A 14,735-nucleotide genomic window follows, 5' to 3' on the forward strand; every position below is an offset into this window, starting at 1 on the left:
CACGTGAAACAATCGTCTAACGCCCCATATATACTAACAGTACCGAAATATCGTTTGGGGAAACACCACTAATTCGGGAAGCTTGGGAAACGGTTGCGGGTTTAATTTTTGAAAGTTTTTCCCGTGCTTCATAAGAGAGTGATTTTAATTTTGAATAATCAAAAGAAATAGGAATCTTTAAACCTTCCAGCCTATTTAATTTATCTGCATTGTTTTTTTCTTTTTCAATGTACCCTGAATATTTTACTTGGATTTCTGCCTGTTCAATCATTTCTGAGTCCAAATAGTTTTCCGCAATATAATTTTTTACAGAAGTAATTGTTTTCATGTCTGCCATAGTCACTTCCGGACGGGAGAAGAATTTAAACATTTTGTCACTTTGGTTTACGAGGGCAGAATTGCGCGCTAAGAATATCTCATTTATTTCTTCCGGCGAGACGCTGGTGTCTTTAAAAAACTGCACAAAAGCTTCAGATTTAATTTTCTTTTCTTCCATTTTGCGCATACGTTTTTCACTGGCCAAACCAATTTCAAACGCTTTAGGAGTCAATCTGAAGTCTGCATTATCTTGACGCAAAAGTGTTCTGTATTCTGCGCGAGAAGTAAACATTCTGTAAGGTTCTTCTGTTCCTTTTGTTATAAGATCGTCTATTAAAACACCAATATAAGCTTCATTTCGTTGAAGCATAAAAGGCTCTTTTTCCTGAACTTTCAGATGGGCATTTATCCCTGCCATTAAACCTTGGGAGGCAGCCTCTTCATAACCGGTAGTTCCGTTGATTTGTCCTGCAAAATAAAGACCTGAAACCAATTTTGTTTCCAAAGTGTGTTTTAATTGGGTGGGCGGGAAATAATCATATTCTATTGCATAACCAGGGCGGAAGAATTTTACATTTTCAAAACCGGCAACCTGACGCAATGCCTTAAATTGAACATCCTCGGGCAACGAAGTAGAAAAACCATTGATGTAATATTCTACCGTATCCCATCCTTCTGGCTCAACAAAAAGCTGGTGTCTATCTTTATCAGCAAATCGATTGATTTTATCTTCTATTGAAGGGCAATATCGAGGGCCGATACTTTTGATTGCGCCATTAAACATTGGCGATCTGTCAAAACCTTCCCGAAGAATGTCATGAACATCTAAACTAGTATAGCTCATATGGCATGAGCGCTGTTGTTTTAAAGGTTTTGTTTCGTCCGAAAAAGAGAATTTTTCGGGAACATCATCTCCAGGCTGTTCAATCATTTTAGAAAAATCCAATGACCGTCCATCTACTCTCGGGGGTGTGCCAGTTTTCATTCTTCCAGCTTCAAAGCCTAAATTTATTAGATCCTGAGTTATTCCAGTAGATGCTTTTTCGCCTGCACGACCACCACCGAACTGCTTATCGCCAATATGAATCAAACCATTTAAAAAAGTGCCGTTTGTGAGCACAACACTTTTAGCTTTAATTTCTAAACCCAATGAAGTTCTCACCCCTATTATCTTTCCGTTTTGAACTATGATACCCGAAATCATTTCTTGATAAAAGTCCAGATTTGGGGTTTGCTCAAGCATATTTCTCCAAGTTTCGGCAAAACGCATGCGGTCGCTTTGTACCCGGGGACTCCACATAGCAGGTCCTTTAGATTTGTTGAGCATTTTGAATTGTATCGCAGTTTTATCAGACACAATCCCGCTATATCCGCCAAGAGCATCAATTTCTCGAACAATCTGACCTTTTGCTATACCTCCCATAGCTGGGTTGCAGCTCATTTGAGCAATTGTTTGCAAATTCATTGTCACCAATAGTGTTTTCGAGCCCATATTGGCTGCTGCGGCAGCGGCTTCAGAACCTGCGTGGCCAGCGCCTACAACAATTACATCATATTCTTCAGAAAACATATTTAAATAAAATTGTTCCACGTGGAACATTAATAATCTTAATTTTTTAGGGGGTGCAAAATTACAATAATTATTAGCTTTTAAACGAATTATACAGCATTATAATATAGACTGTTTTGATAGGGCAAGAAGCGCTTCATCTTCCTTTTTCCGCATCAGTAATTTTTCGTCCTTACTTTTGTCTTTATATCCGCAGAAGTGTAGAATTCCGTGAATTATTACTCTATTCAATTCGGTTTTAAAATCTGTATTAAAGTCTTTTGCGTTATCGGCGACCCGTTCAATTGAAATATATATCTCTCCATTAACTTGTTTGCCCAATCCATAATCAAAACTAATAATATCGGTAAGTGTATCGTGATTTAGATACACCTTATTTAAATTATATAGATAATCATCATCACAGAAAATATAAACTATTTCACCTACTTCAAAATCTTCACTTGTAATAACATTCAAAATCCAATCCTGTGTATTAGATTCATTCTCCAACCTGAAATCGGTTAAATAATTAAATTCAATCATTTTTTTCTTTAAAATATTCCTGAACTTTATTCTTATAATCTTGTTGCAAAGGTAGTGCCTCGCGATTCAAAATCTCAGTAGTATTGAAGTATTTTTTAATATCCTCTGGTGAAAGTTGGACGTTGTTCTGAAAATTTTTTTTATTGGTTTGTGATTCTCTTCTAGTTTCCTGACCTTGTTCAAGGTCAGCCTTATCGAGTTTCAATAACTCATACTTTAAATTGAGCATTTGCTGAAGCGTATTCTGGTTAAAACCTTTGTCCAATAATTGTTGCTCTATGCCCTCCATTTTCTTTAGTAAGTCGCCTCCATTTCCATTTAAGCTCTCCTTGCTTAATCTGTTCTGAAGTTGATTTCGAAGGTCTTGTTGTTGTTTAAAAATTTCAAAAAGTTCGCCATTCATGTCTTCACTGTTCCCTTTACCTTCTTTGTTGTTGCCTTTTTCATTTCCATTTTTTCCATCATTTCCGTCTTCCCCATTCTCACCATTGCCATCACCACTGCCATCACCATCTCCTTCGCCCTTACCATCGCCTTTTGATCCCTTTTTCCCTTTATTAATTCCTTCTTTCATTTTCTCACTTAAACTCTCTTGTTTCTTTATAATATCCGGAAGTTGGAATCCCCCACTACTTCCAGAACCAGGGCTGGGTGTACCCTTGCCTGAGCCTGAGCCCATAGACATAGACATCTGCATTTGCATATTTCCTAATATATCACTTAATAATACGGCTAAATCATTTGCGCCTGTGGTGGTATATTGTTGATTTCCAATACCTTGTCTGGTTTGATTTTCAGCTAATCTTTCTAATGATTTATCGATATTATACTGAATTTCTGTAAGAGTAGTATTTATTTGGGTTCCGATAAGTGGCTGACGTAGTGAAAGTTCAAATATACTATCGTCAATATGTTCAAAATTTGTTTTTAGATCATTTTGAATGTTGAGTTTTTTTCCGAAAATAGGGTTTCCATATTCAATTTTTTTGAACACCTCCATCAAATCTTCTTGTTGAAAAGAGAATACTACCAAATTATCCACAATCTGTCGAAGCATTTTTACATCCTCCTCAATAGACTCCCCTTGACCTGCATTCATTTGCATCTGCATGCCCTTACTCATCTGCTTCATTTTTTGGCCTGAATTTTTCTGATTTTTCCCAGCATCGCTAGGCTTTTGTTGTTCTAATTTATCAGTTGCCTTTTGCTGCTCTTCATCTATTTGTTGCTCTGTTGGTTTATCTTCGGGGATATCGAAAGGCTTTTTTAAAGCTTCATTTTCCTTCTGAAGCTTCTCCATCTCTTTCTTATAGTTATCAAATTTTTTATTGAGTTCTTCTTGGGCTTCCTTGGTGTTTTCATTAGCAGGTTTGTCTGCAAGTTTCTCCTGCTCTTCCCCTAGTTCAAAAAGCTCTTCTGCTAATTTCTCTGCTTTCTTTTCAACGTAGTATCGCTTGGTAAGTTCCAGTAATTGTTCAAGGTTTTTTTCTTGATTTTTATTTTGTTTTGAAAGTTTTTCAAGCTTCTCTGTCAATTCTTCCTTGGCTATCTTATCCTGCAATTTCTCAAGCTCCTCCAGTAGTTTTTCATTTTCTTTTATACGCTCCTCATTTTCATCTAAGCGTTTTTCGAGTTCTTCCTTAAAAGGATCTTTTTCTTGGTTTTCAGGCTGAAAATTCTGAAGTTCTTCTTTCATTTCTTTTGAAAAATTCTTCATCATTTCCTCTTGTTGCCTTTGGCGTTGTAGAAAGTTTTCTAATTTCTTTTTATCGTTGTAATTAAGCTCGTTCTTCTCTTTTTGGGTGCGTGAAAGTTCTTCTAGGGCTTGCTTTTGGTCTTTAAATTCCTCTAAAGATTTGTCTAGCCCCTTTATGGCGTTTTGCTGGTTTTGAAGCTGTTCATCCTCCAATTCATCTTTTGTAAGTTTTCTGTAGGAATATATTCCAGATTTCGAGGATTTGTAATTGTGAAGGGCGTCATTATCAAAAACCTCAAAATAATATTCATAGGAAATGCCCTCGGTCAAAGATAGGTTGCCGGGAAAAACATACGTGAATTGATCAAAATTGGTCTTATTAAGCGGTAAAGCCTGTATTTTTGCCTGATTTTCATCACCTTCGGGAAAATATACCAATCGAAGTTTTGTAAGCCCATAATCATCTGAAATTTGCCCCAAAAAGAAAATTCTTTGTGTGTTGGTGCTATCCTGTTTTGACTGTACCTCAATTTCGGGAAATTGATCCTTAACAACATTCAGCGTAAAAGCAAGGTTTTCGTAATCCTTCAGTTTATCATTTGATGTAGTGATAGCGTAATCCATTTTACTATAAATTCCTTTTTCAAAATTGAAGTTTTCCCCTTTTGAAGCAAACGAAAAAGAAGTATCCGCGATCTTCAAAGTAACCTTTTTTGTGTTTTTTGTTGCAACATTCCACTTAACTCTCGTTCCTTCGGGAATGGTAGCGTTTCCGGTACTTTTTATGGTTTCGTCCCTTTTCCCTGTATAAGAGGGATAGTCCAAAATCATTTCAAAATTGAGCAAAGTAGGAGTTTTTACAACCTCTAAGGTGTATTCACGGGAAGTCACTTTATTTGCCTTTAAGCTAAAATCGATAGATTCCACGGGTTGTTGAAACGTATATTCAAAAAATCCCGGCGCGGTTTGTTGCAAATAGTAGTTTTCTCCATTGTAATTAATACTTGCATTTTCAGGAATCGCGGTGCCTTCAGTTCTAATTTTTAAGTTGAAAGGTTTGTTTTCTACTGCATTCAAATCGTCGTTCATCACGATAAAAGAAAAAGGCGCGGGCGGCTCAAAGGCAGTGTCATAATGCACGACGCGCTTGTAACTACTTGAAAAAATATCCATTCCGCCCAAAGCGCTGAAAAGTAAAAACACTAACACTGGAATGGCAGCATATTTCAAATATTTGGCATTTTTTTTAAAATTTACCGCACTTTTGAAGGGAACGGGTTGCAGTTCGGTAGCCTTTTGATCGATACTCGCGGCGAGCAATTCACTTTCACGTTGTTTCTGGTTCAGCTGAATAACGTTCAGCAATTTATCATTTACCTGCGGAAAATGGTTGCCGATAATTTTGGAAGCCTGGGTATAATCTATCCCTTTTTGGAGTTTGAAAAGTTTCGCAAGCGGAAAGGCGATAAACCGAACAAATAAGCCCAATTCCACAATTACAAACGCCCAAAACAAAATGCGTCTTCCCAACGGATTGAGCCACAAAAAATATTCAACGAGCAGTGTAATCAATAAATACAAAAGTCCAATGGCGAAAAAAAGGATAGCTCCCTTTATAAGCTCATTGGTGTAGTATTTCTTGATAAATTCCTCCAGTTTTTGCTGGATGATGCTAAAAGTGCTCATAGTTTTGATTCCCTCTTTTGAAAACTTCTAAAATACAATAATATTTCGTGCTAACCACGCCACAAATATTGCTCCAAAAAAAGAAAAAACCGCGCGCCCCAATAACTTTAAAATGCGCGTTCAGAATTGTACCTTTGCCCCTTTATAAAAAAAATGCAGATTATGTCTCAAAAAGTTAGGGTTCGTTTTGCCCCCAGTCCCACAGGTCCTTTACACATAGGTGGTGTTCGCACGGCTTTGTTCAATTATTTATTCGCAAAAAAACATAAAGGCGATTTTCTATTACGAATTGAAGATACCGACCAGACCCGTTACGTGGAAGGTGCCGAGGCATACATTATTGAAGCCCTAAACTGGTTAAATATTCCGTACGACGAAGGCCCTGGAAAAGAAAAAGATTGCGGGCCGTACCGCCAAAGCGAACGCAAACATCTGTATAAGCAATATGCTGATGCATTGATTGAGTCGGGAAATGCCTACTACGCTTTCGACACTTCCAAAGAACTTGACGCCCACCGAAAAGATCACGATGAAAAAGGAAAAACCTTTATCTATAATTGGCACAATCGCTTAAAACTTAAAAATTCGTTGGTTATTTCTGCGGAAGAAACTCAACAGAAAATAGCAAATGGAGAAGAATACGTAATTCGTTTTAAATCCCCCGAAGATGAAACCCTTCAATTAAACGATATCATCCGCGGTGAAATGCAGGTGGAAACAAGTATTCTCGACGATAAGGTTCTCTTCAAAAGCGATGGAATGCCCACCTACCATTTGGCAAATATTGTGGACGACCATTTAATGAAAATAACGCACGTTATCCGTGGGGAGGAATGGTTGCCTTCGTTGGCATTGCACGTATTATTGTATCGCGCTTTTGGCTGGGAAGCGCCTAAATTTGCGCATTTGCCGTTGATTTTAAAACCAACCGGCAACGGAAAACTCAGCAAGCGCGATGGCGATAAAATGGGTTTTCCCGTATTTCCTTTGGAATGGAAAACTGTTGAAGGAGATCTTTTCTCAGGCTATCGCGAAGATGGTTATCTGCCCGAAGCTGTTGTAAATATGCTCGCCTTTTTAGGCTGGAACCCCGGAACGGAGCAGGAAATTTTCAGTTTGGAAGAATTGATTTCCGCTTTTGAATTGGAAAGAGTTCATAAAGCAGGAGCAAAATTCGATCCCGAAAAAACAAAATGGTTTCAGCATCAATATTTGCAAGAAGTTGATGATGCAAAACTTGCGGCAGATTTTTTACAATTATTGAAAGAAAAAGGAGTTTCAAGCAACCTTAATTTGACAAAAATTGTTTCGCTTTTAAAAGAGCGAGCAACCTTCGTAAGCGACCTTTGGGACCAGGGAAGTTTCTTTTTTGAAGCACCTGATAGTTACGATGCAAAAGCGTCTGATAAAGCTTTTAAGGCAGAAACCCCAGAATTGCTTCAAAAAGTGGTTTCAATTTTAAATGCTACGGAAGACTTTTCGGCAGAAAACCTTTCAGAAAAAGTAAAAGGATGGATTACTTCAGAAAATATCGGCTTTGGAAAAGTGATGATGCCTCTAAGATTGGCCCTCGTGGGAGAAATGAAAGGTCCGGATGTTTTTGATATTTTTTCAATTTTAGGAAAAGAAGAAAGCATTTCCCGTATTGAAAAGGCGATAAGTTATATAGGTTAAAAATAGATTACTGCCGCCAAAACAATTGTGGAACTGTTTCCCTTAAAATCTTCGTTTTCCAAACCTTTATCGTTCAAACTGCCCAGCATATTGGTTACTCCGTACTGATATTGCGCGCTTACACGAAAGTGTTCCAAACCAGCTGTAAGCCCCCCGGCAAGACGGACATTGAATTTTGAAATATCCTGAATATCTGCTGCGGTAAGTGTATTATAGCCAGTTAATATATAATCTTCATACTTATCATCTTCCAGTTTCATCTTTCCATTTATGTCGAAAATAGGACCAAATTCTAGACTTAAATGCTTAACGATAATGTTATAACTTCCCAAAAAATTAAGCTGTACACCTTGAATGGTGTAGCCTATGTTTTCGGTATTGCCCAACAGTCCTCGCCCTTCCACGCCCACGGAAGCGCTTTGAAAACTAAGCCCATAAATTAAGTCGAAATCATTTCTGAAAGCACCCCGTGTTGTAAAACCAGCTGTAAATCCTTCTTTTTGCTGAGTTACCAAATCGTCTGTTATAATATCAAAAAAAGTAATTCCGCCCTGTATTCCAAGAAAATTGTAACCATCATAATTGCGTTGGGCAAATGATTGTTGGATTGAAAAAAGAAAAAGTGTAGCAAAAATTAATTTTTTTAGACTCATAGCTGGGGATATGTTTTAGGGGCGTGAAAATAGCTTTAATTTTGTATCTTCCACAAGATATAATCATTAAATATTTTAAAAATTATGGGCGGATTTATTTTAGTGCCAGTGCTGATTGTTGGTTTATTCATATTATTGGCAAGTTTTTTTACCGTAAAGCAGCAGACTGCGGCAATAGTAGAACGTTTTGGAAAGTTTCAAAGTATACGAAATTCGGGTTTACAGTTGAAAATACCCCTGATTGACCGTATTGCAGGGCGAATTAACTTAAAAATCCAGCAACTGGATGTAATTGTTGAAACTAAAACCAAAGACGATGTTTTTGTGCGCTTAAAAATTTCGGTACAATTCCAGGTTTTAAAATTGAAGGTTTACGATGCTTTTTACAAATTGGAAAATCCGCACGACCAGATAACCTCCTATGTTTTTGATGTGGTAAGGGCCGAAGTTCCAAAGATGAAACTGGACGATGTGTTTGAAAGAAAAGACGATATTGCCATAGCCGTCAAAGCTGAATTGAATGAAGCGATGAGCGAATATGGTTATGATATTATCAAAACACTTGTAACGGATATTGATCCCGATATTCAAGTGAAAGCAGCAATGAACCGAATAAACGCTGCAGAAAGAGAAAAAGTAGCTGCTGAATACGAAGCAGAAGCTGAACGAATTAAAATTGTAGCAAAAGCCCGTGCAGAAGCTGAAAGCAAACGTTTACAGGGGCAGGGTATTGCAGACCAGCGTCGTGAAATTGCCCGCGGTCTCGAAGAAAGTGTTGATGTATTGAACAATGTGGGTATCAACTCACAGGAAGCCTCGGCTTTGATTGTAGTTACGCAACATTATGATACGCTGCAATCCATCGGCGAAGAAACAAATACTAATCTTATTCTTTTACCAAATTCCCCACAGGCAGGCAGTGATATGCTGAACAATATGATAGCTTCCTTTGTGGCCAGTAACCAAATTGGCGAACAAATGAAAAAGCAAAACGAAGAGAAAGGAATCGTCCCAAAAAAGAGGCCGAAACGACAAGCACCGCCACGCCCAGAAGAAGGTGATGATTTGAATTATTAATACCTAAGAGCATAAAAAAAGCCACCTCCCAAATTGGGAGGTGGCTTTTTTTATTTTGAAATTTACAATCTAAATGTTCTCGTCATCCTCATAATTCTTTTCCTTCACAGGCTTAATTCCAATAAGTTTATCAACGACTTTTAACACAAATGCTTTTTTTAATATTGAGCCTACAGTGCTAGCAATCAAATTTATAGGAGAAAAGGTTTCACTGAGATTTTCCTTACTTTGGTTTAAGCCGAGTTTTACTTCTTCAAGATCTATCTGCGACTTAAGCCGAAGATATTTTAAATCTCTATCAATTTCTTCAAAAGTAGTATATCGCTTCATAAACCTTAATTTGAAATTTTTTCGTCTGGAAGCTTTTCCTCAAACAGTGTTTCTTGATACTCGTTTAATTCTTTTTCAGCTGCAATTTTAGGATCCAAATCATTTTCGTCATACAACAGTCCTGAAAATTTATGCAACATATTGCGCTCAATAATTTTTCTACCGAATATAAACATGAATATAAGTATGATTCCATAAAACGCACCTATCAATAGGAATCCAACATATATATGTTCAAAAAAAGTTCCAAGCCAATAGGCTGCACCTACTGAAAGAAAAAGCATTACAAATAATGAAAGACTACCATAAACCAAAAGGTTTACCAGAGATATAGCGCCTTTCATTGTAGATTTAAACAGGCGGAGTTTATAATACTCCGCCATGCTTACACTATAATCTTCTATTCTATCAGTTACTCGATGGAGACTCTCTTTTAGGCTACTAAATGCCATATTACGAAGTTACTTTTTTTGCTGTGGCTTGCGCTTTATTGGTTTGGGCGTCTATTTGTAATTTAGCATTTTGTTTTCTCAAAGCTTCCAGTTTATCTTCCATTGCCAAAAGAATATCATCGGCTTTGTAACTTGCAGAAGATAGGGTTTCATTTAGTTTTTGTTCAAAACTAATTTTTGCCCGCTGTGCTCTGTCGCTAAGCGTACTGCTTGTTTCTTGAATTTGTTTGTTCAGTTTCTTTTGGGCCTTTTTTGCTTCTTTGCTAAGTTTATCTCTAGTTTTTGAACCTTTGTCCGGCGCATAGAGAATTCCTATTCCAGCTCCAATAGCTGCTCCAGTTAATAATGCTAGTAACGTTTGACCTGTATTTGATGCCATTATTCTATGTTTTATTGGTTAATAATATCAAAGGTACGTATACAGGTTCCGCATTGCTGTTAACAACCGGTTAATAGTTATTTTTCAATCTATAAAATTGTCTTAAAAAGATGAAATTATAGCCAATTTCTCTTAAAAAAAGAAATATCTTTTAAAGTAAATGTTAATTATTCGGCTAATTTAGCCCAAGAGTCGCGTAATGGAACCGTACGGTTAAACACAATTTTATCTGAAGTAGAATCCCTATCCACTACGAAATATCCCAAACGCTGAAACTGAAACTTATCTTCGGGGTTTGCTTCTTTAATACTCGGTTCAGCATATCCTGTTATTATCTCCAAAGAATTGGGGTTAATGAATTCCATAAAATCCTTTTCTTTGTTGGTATCTGGTGAAGCTTCTGTAAAAAGACGGTCGTAAAGACGAACTTCCACAGGCAATGCGTGCGCTGCAGATACCCAATGAAGTGTTCCCTTTACTTTTCGTAATGATGCTTCTGAGCCACTACCGCTTTTACTATCGGGATCGTAGGTACAGTGAATTTCAGTAATATTTCCTTCGGAATCTTTTACCACGCTTTCGCCTTTAATAATATAGGCATTCTTTAAACGAACCTCTTTTCCAAGTGTTAAACGGAAAAACTTACGATTTGCTTCCTCAAGAAAATCATCCCTTTCAATTAAAAGTTCTTTTGAAAAAGGAACTTCGCGACTTCCGGCAGTTTCATCTTCAGGATTGTTTTCTGCTTCCAGCCATTCGGTATTACCTTCAGGATAATTATCAATAATCAATTTTACAGGATCCAAAACCACCATGATTCGTGGAGCTTTTTTGTTGAGATCTTCACGGACGTTGAATTCCAAATGAGAAACGTCAATTAAATTTTCACGTTTTCCAACGCCAATACTTTCAGCAAAATTTTTAATGGAATCTGGCGTATAACCTCTTCGGCGCAATCCGGAAATGGTAGGCATACGCGGATCGTCCCAACCTGTAACAACGCCGCTACTTACCAATTGTGCAAGTTTTCGTTTGCTGACTACGGTATGGCTTAGGTTTCTACGGGCAAATTCGCGCTGTTTGGGGCGTAATTTTTCAGAATCATACACTTGGTCCAAAAACCAATCGTAAAGCTCTCTGTGTGGCAGGAATTCAAGCGTGCAGAAAGAATGTGATACTTGCTCAATATAATCACTCTCCCCGTGGGTCCAATCGTACATTGGGAATATTTTCCAATCAGTTCCCGTACGGTGGTGATGTTTGTTGATGGTTCTGTACATTACTGGATCGCGCATCAACATGTTCGGCGATTCCATATTAATTTTTGCACGAAGCACGTGTTCGCCTTCTTTGGTCTCGCCGTTTTTCATTTTTTCAAGTAAATCCAAATTCTCCTCAACCGAACGGTTTCTAAAAGGGCTTGGCTTTCCGGGCGTGTTCGGCGTTCCTTTTTGTTCTGCAATGGCTTCCGAAGTTTGGGAATCAACATACGCTTTTCCATCCTTCACCATTTCCACGGCCCAATCGTACAACTGCTGAAAATAATCAGAGGCATAGCATTCCGTAGCCCATTCATAGCCCAGCCAGGAAATATCGCGCTTTATGGCGTCCACAAATTCCTGTTCTTCCTTTGCAGGATTCGTATCATCAAAACGAAGGTTTACCGGGGCATTGTAACGCTCGCCCAAACCAAAATTCAAACAAATTGAAGAGGCGTGGCCAATGTGAAGATAGCCGTTCGGCTCTGGTGGAAAACGGAAACACAACTGTTCCTTTGTATAGCCTTTTGATAAGTCTTCTTCAATGATGTGTTCTATAAAATTCAGCGGCGTGGCTTCGTTACTCATATAAATATTTTTTATGAAGTGCAAAGGTAACCAATTAACTGAAAAAGCTATCTTCCAAAAAAAGGTTTCGACTGCGCTCAACCGGACATTCTAACATATATTTGCTTAAATTATTTTTATGGGCACCATTCGTTTAAAAAATATAAAGATTTACGCCTTTCACGGCTGTTTGATCGAGGAAGGACAGATAGGCTCTGATTATTTGGTAAACCTTTCGGTGAAGGCAGATTTAAAGAATCCTTCCGAAACCGATGAACTTGCCGATACCGTAGATTATGTGATTCTTCAAAAAATTGTGAGGGAAGAAATGGCGGTGCGCGCCAAGCTTTTGGAACACGTTGCAAAACGGATTATCGATTCAATTTTATTAAAGGTTGAAATGGTGAACGAAGTGAAAGTTACCGTAGCCAAACGGAATCCACCCATTGGGGGCGATGTGGCAGAAGTGAGTGTAACGATGAAAAGGAAACGGTAATTTGTTTTTTAATAGGATTTTTAAGTTTAATTTTTTTACATTTGCAAGCCTAACAGGGTATCGTGGCCGAGTGGCTAGGCTCAGCTCTGCAAAAGCTGCTACAGCGGTTCGAATCCGCTCGATACCTCTAAAAACCTTCAACGTTTTGTTGAAGGTTTTTTTAATATTCAAAATTCTAAGAATGCGTAAATTAGCTATACTCTCAATAATTTGTTCTTTATTTATTGCCTGCACAACATATACAATTCCGGTAGAAAGTTTTCGGGAGCAAATGATGAAGGAAACTTCAGAAACCATGAAACAGGTGAAGATTGATAATCCTCTGTTTTATAGAAATATAAAATACAACTCCAACAACATTAAACGCATCATTGTTACCGAAAAAGATGGTAAACGTACTTATTTAGACAATTCCCCCTCAATAGAAATGCGGGTTACACACGTTAATGGTAAAAAATATCATTTTTATTTTGACACCGTTATTCTGGAAAATGATACTTTAAAAGGCAGCCGTGCGCGGTTGGCAAAAGGTTTGGACCGTGAAATTCCGTTGGACAGTATTGTAACTATTGAAGTTCAGGATGGTGGAAAAAATTATAAATACAAATAGTTTTATAAAGGTTCCTCTACGGGCGGAATAGGTTTTTCCGTATGTTCTTGCTGTCCCGGTATTCTTTCAAGGCCTGCCTCTACTCCTTTAGGGAAAATCCCTTGGATAAGTAGTAAAATTCCAAAACATAAAATTAAAATGCTTACCCATTTTTTTGTTTTGAAAATGAAACGAGGGGTCATTTTGTTTTTAAGTTTTTTGGCCAATACCATTTTCAAAAGATCCGTGAGGAAAAAAGTGGCCAATACTGTTGAAATAAAAAGAAAAACGCCGTTATCTGAAGTTGTAAGCGCATTTGCCATAATTAAAGTTCCGATCCAACCCGCCAAAACGCCGAAGTTTACAAAATTTAAAAGAAAGCCTTTCAGGAATAATCCGCCTAGGTTTTTTTTCACTTTTACGGCGTAGTGCTCCCTTACAATCTTAAAAACCGATCTGTTGGTGCGGATGTACGAAATGATTCCGTAAGCAATAAGAATTGCACCGCCAAAAATAAGAAGTCCCGGATCGTGTTTTACTTTTTCAAGTATTCTGCTAGTACTGAAAAAAGCTATTACAATGAAAATTATATCGGCAAAAATAGCCCCGAGATCAAAAAAAATTGCTGCTTTAATACCTTTGGTAATTGCAGTTTCAATCAATGTGAAAAAGACAGGACCGACGGCAAATGCCAATAGAAATCCGTAAAATGCAGCGTAGGGTAATCCGTCAAACATAGTGAGGTAAAAATACAAATTACTTTTACCTATTACTGTAAAAAATTAAATTTTGCCTTTTACAATTTCAATTTTTCCCCCGGCAAATTTCTTTTTCTTCACGTCTTTCGGATTTCCGAAAACTTTTATATTTCCACCGGCCGTAACTTTGGCTTCAATTTTTTCGGAACAGTAGATTGTTACTGCACCGCCGGCTGTTACGGTAACGTAAGCTTCTTTTGAAAGAAGCTCTTCAGCATCATAAACTCCTCCAGAATTGATGTTAATATCTTGATTTTCTGAAGTTCCCTTCGCCTTAACCACCGCTCCCGAAACTGATTTAATTTCGAGATTTTCGGTAGCAATTATCACATTTATTTTTCCCCCTTCCTGGGCTCTAAGTTCTAGTGAAGATTCTTTTATTTCGGTTTCAGAATAAATTTCAGAACCTTCGTTTGCGTCAATAATAGAAATATTTTTAAAGTAAAGCGTTACGGTTGTAGCATCTCCATCAAAACGTTCCTCAAGCTCCATTCTAACCTTTAAAACTCCATTATCATTGATGGTTTTTACAAATTCTGTATTCTCACCTTCTACAACTACTTTATTTTCGTCGGAAGGAACAAGTTTCACGGTAATAAGATCGTAAACTTTTAATTCATTGAAATCTCCCACGTCCGTTGTTTGTTGCGAAAATGCAATAGCAGAAACACAAAGTATCGCAATAAAAAATAGATTTTTCATCTTC

General features: G+C 37.5%; 14 protein-coding genes and 1 tRNA gene. 5 read left to right on the plus strand and 10 right to left on the minus strand.

What is annotated here, in order from left to right:
* Positions 1 to 16: 16 nt before the first annotated feature.
* From mnmG to JK629_RS04965, 3 genes are all read right to left on the minus strand, one after another.
* Positions 17 to 1,888, minus strand: a complete 1,872-nt coding sequence (gene mnmG, locus JK629_RS04955) for a tRNA uridine-5-carboxymethylaminomethyl(34) synthesis enzyme MnmG (RefSeq protein WP_202337510.1) — start codon at positions 1,886 to 1,888, stop codon at positions 17 to 19.
* A 99-nt stretch (positions 1,889 to 1,987) separates the two neighbouring features.
* The gene (gene ybeY, locus JK629_RS04960) at positions 1,988 to 2,413 is read right to left on the minus strand and encodes an rRNA maturation RNase YbeY (RefSeq protein ID WP_202337511.1); all 426 of its coding nucleotides are present in this window, start codon (positions 2,411 to 2,413) and stop codon (positions 1,988 to 1,990) included.
* Entirely contained in the window at positions 2,406 to 5,795 is a 3,390-nt protein-coding gene (locus tag JK629_RS04965; protein WP_202337512.1) for a DUF4175 family protein, read from the minus strand. Before JK629_RS04965 ends, ybeY begins: the two co-directional genes overlap by 8 nt.
* Before the next feature lie 162 nt (positions 5,796 to 5,957).
* Between JK629_RS04965 and gltX the strand changes: the two genes are divergently transcribed.
* Entirely contained in the window at positions 5,958 to 7,469 is a 1,512-nt protein-coding gene (gene gltX / locus JK629_RS04970; protein WP_202337513.1) for a glutamate--tRNA ligase, read from the plus strand.
* Here gltX and JK629_RS04975 read toward each other — a convergent pair.
* The gene (locus JK629_RS04975; protein WP_202337514.1) at positions 7,466 to 8,122 is read right to left on the minus strand and encodes a hypothetical protein; all 657 of its coding nucleotides are present in this window, start codon (positions 8,120 to 8,122) and stop codon (positions 7,466 to 7,468) included. The genes gltX and JK629_RS04975 overlap by 4 nt on opposite strands.
* An 84-nt stretch (positions 8,123 to 8,206) precedes the next feature.
* On the opposite strand from JK629_RS04975, the gene JK629_RS04980 reads away from it, so the two are divergent.
* Positions 8,207 to 9,199, plus strand: coding sequence for an SPFH domain-containing protein (locus JK629_RS04980; protein ID WP_202337515.1), 993 nt, complete (start codon positions 8,207 to 8,209; stop codon positions 9,197 to 9,199).
* Between the two features lie 69 nt (positions 9,200 to 9,268).
* Here the strand turns inward: JK629_RS04980 and JK629_RS04985 are convergent, their stop codons facing one another.
* The 4 genes from JK629_RS04985 to JK629_RS05000 form a co-directional block, all read right to left on the minus strand.
* Positions 9,269 to 9,529, minus strand: a complete 261-nt coding sequence (locus JK629_RS04985; RefSeq protein WP_202337516.1) for a DUF6327 family protein — start codon at positions 9,527 to 9,529, stop codon at positions 9,269 to 9,271.
* Between the two features lie 5 nt (positions 9,530 to 9,534).
* On the minus strand, positions 9,535 to 9,981 hold the full coding sequence (locus JK629_RS04990; protein ID WP_202337517.1) for a phage holin family protein: 447 nt from the start codon (positions 9,979 to 9,981) through the stop codon (positions 9,535 to 9,537).
* A 1-nt stretch (position 9,982) separates the two neighbouring features.
* Positions 9,983 to 10,360, minus strand: a complete 378-nt coding sequence (locus JK629_RS04995; RefSeq protein ID WP_202337518.1) for a YtxH domain-containing protein — start codon at positions 10,358 to 10,360, stop codon at positions 9,983 to 9,985.
* A gap of 167 nt (positions 10,361 to 10,527) precedes the next feature.
* The gene (locus tag JK629_RS05000; protein ID WP_202337519.1) at positions 10,528 to 12,207 is read right to left on the minus strand and encodes a glutamine--tRNA ligase/YqeY domain fusion protein; all 1,680 of its coding nucleotides are present in this window, start codon (positions 12,205 to 12,207) and stop codon (positions 10,528 to 10,530) included.
* A 118-nt stretch (positions 12,208 to 12,325) separates the two neighbouring features.
* Between JK629_RS05000 and folB the strand changes: the two genes are divergently transcribed.
* The 3 genes from folB (at position 12,326) to JK629_RS05015 (ending at position 13,292) form a co-directional block, all read left to right on the plus strand.
* Positions 12,326 to 12,682 (plus strand): dihydroneopterin aldolase, encoded by a 357-nt coding sequence (gene folB / locus JK629_RS05005; protein WP_202337520.1) that lies wholly within the window; start codon positions 12,326 to 12,328, stop codon positions 12,680 to 12,682.
* Positions 12,683 to 12,738: 56 nt separating this feature from the next.
* Positions 12,739 to 12,809, plus strand: a tRNA-Cys gene (locus tag JK629_RS05010).
* Positions 12,810 to 12,863: 54 nt separating this feature from the next.
* The gene (locus tag JK629_RS05015) at positions 12,864 to 13,292 is read left to right on the plus strand and encodes a hypothetical protein (RefSeq protein WP_202337521.1); all 429 of its coding nucleotides are present in this window, start codon (positions 12,864 to 12,866) and stop codon (positions 13,290 to 13,292) included.
* Positions 13,293 to 13,294: 2 nt separating this feature from the next.
* Here JK629_RS05015 and JK629_RS05020 read toward each other — a convergent pair whose 3' ends face one another.
* Together JK629_RS05020 and JK629_RS05025 are read right to left on the minus strand one after the other, a co-directional pair.
* The gene (locus JK629_RS05020; protein ID WP_202337522.1) at positions 13,295 to 14,008 is read right to left on the minus strand and encodes a LysE family translocator; all 714 of its coding nucleotides are present in this window, start codon (positions 14,006 to 14,008) and stop codon (positions 13,295 to 13,297) included.
* Positions 14,009 to 14,053: 45 nt separating this feature from the next.
* Positions 14,054 to 14,731, minus strand: a complete 678-nt coding sequence (locus tag JK629_RS05025) for a head GIN domain-containing protein (protein WP_202337523.1) — start codon at positions 14,729 to 14,731, stop codon at positions 14,054 to 14,056.
* Between the last annotated feature and the right edge of the window lie 4 nt (positions 14,732 to 14,735).

Origin of the sequence: Aequorivita iocasae (assembly GCF_016757735.1) — a bacterium.
Lineage (GTDB): Bacteria > Bacteroidota > Bacteroidia > Flavobacteriales > Flavobacteriaceae > Aequorivita > Aequorivita iocasae.

Excerpts from the sequence above, each read along its gene's own strand:
- folB (WP_202337520.1), top strand. The coding sequence starts at position 12,326 with ATGGGCACCATTCGTTTAAAAAATATAAAGATTTACGCCTTTCACGGC.
- JK629_RS04975 (WP_202337514.1), bottom strand. The coding sequence starts at position 8,122 with ATGAGTCTAAAAAAATTAATTTTTGCTACACTTTTTCTTTTTTCAATC.
- mnmG (WP_202337510.1), bottom strand. The coding sequence starts at position 1,888 with ATGTTTTCTGAAGAATATGATGTAATTGTTGTAGGCGCTGGCCACGCA.
- JK629_RS04965 (WP_202337512.1), bottom strand. The coding sequence starts at position 5,795 with ATGAGCACTTTTAGCATCATCCAGCAAAAACTGGAGGAATTTATCAAG.
- JK629_RS04985 (WP_202337516.1), bottom strand. The coding sequence starts at position 9,529 with ATGAAGCGATATACTACTTTTGAAGAAATTGATAGAGATTTAAAATAT.
- JK629_RS04980 (WP_202337515.1), top strand. The coding sequence starts at position 8,207 with ATGGGCGGATTTATTTTAGTGCCAGTGCTGATTGTTGGTTTATTCATA.
- gltX (WP_202337513.1), top strand. The coding sequence starts at position 5,958 with ATGTCTCAAAAAGTTAGGGTTCGTTTTGCCCCCAGTCCCACAGGTCCT.
- ybeY (WP_202337511.1), bottom strand. The coding sequence starts at position 2,413 with ATGATTGAATTTAATTATTTAACCGATTTCAGGTTGGAGAATGAATCT.
- JK629_RS05025 (WP_202337523.1), bottom strand. The coding sequence starts at position 14,731 with ATGAAAAATCTATTTTTTATTGCGATACTTTGTGTTTCTGCTATTGCA.
- JK629_RS04990 (WP_202337517.1), bottom strand. The coding sequence starts at position 9,981 with ATGGCATTTAGTAGCCTAAAAGAGAGTCTCCATCGAGTAACTGATAGA.
- JK629_RS05015 (WP_202337521.1), top strand. The coding sequence starts at position 12,864 with ATGCGTAAATTAGCTATACTCTCAATAATTTGTTCTTTATTTATTGCC.
- JK629_RS05020 (WP_202337522.1), bottom strand. The coding sequence starts at position 14,008 with ATGTTTGACGGATTACCCTACGCTGCATTTTACGGATTTCTATTGGCA.
- JK629_RS04995 (WP_202337518.1), bottom strand. The coding sequence starts at position 10,360 with ATGGCATCAAATACAGGTCAAACGTTACTAGCATTATTAACTGGAGCA.
- JK629_RS05000 (WP_202337519.1), bottom strand. The coding sequence starts at position 12,207 with ATGAGTAACGAAGCCACGCCGCTGAATTTTATAGAACACATCATTGAA.